At 57.2% G+C, this 617-nt stretch carries 1 rRNA gene; it reads right to left on the bottom strand.

From position 1 onward, the window contains the following. Positions 1-617 (bottom strand): 23S ribosomal RNA (locus GFB48_RS17380); the annotation flags it as partial.

A 617-nucleotide genomic window follows, 5' to 3' on the forward strand; every position in this document is an offset into this window, starting at 1 on the left:
ATCCCGTCCACACATAGCTACCCAGCGATGCCTTTGGCAAGACAACTGGTACACCAGCGGTGTGTCCATCCCGGTCCTCTCGTACTAAGGACAGCTCCTCTCAAATTTCCTACGCCCACGACGGATAGGGACCGAACTGTCTCACGACGTTCTGAACCCAGCTCGCGTACCGCTTTAATGGGCGAACAGCCCAACCCTTGGGACCGACTACAGCCCCAGGATGCGATGAGCCGACATCGAGGTGCCAAACCTCCCCGTCGATGTGGACTCTTGGGGGAGATAAGCCTGTTATCCCCGGGGTAGCTTTTATCCGTTGAGCGATGGCCCTTCCATGCGGAACCACCGGATCACTAAGCCCGACTTTCGTCCCTGCTCGACTTGTAGGTCTCGCAGTCAAGCTCCCTTATGCCTTTGCACTCTACGAATGATTTCCAACCATTCTGAGGGAACCTTTGGGCGCCTCCGTTACACTTTAGGAGGCGACCGCCCCAGTCAAACTGCCCACCTGACACTGTCTCCCAGCCCGATCAGGGCTGCGGGTTAGAATTTCAATACAACCAGGGTAGTATCCCACCGACGCCTCCACCGAAGCTAGCGCTCCGGCTTCTCAGGCTCCT

Origin of the sequence: Paraferrimonas sp. SM1919, assembly GCF_010993985.1 — a bacterium.
In the GTDB taxonomy this organism is placed as follows: domain Bacteria; phylum Pseudomonadota; class Gammaproteobacteria; order Enterobacterales; family Shewanellaceae; genus SM1919.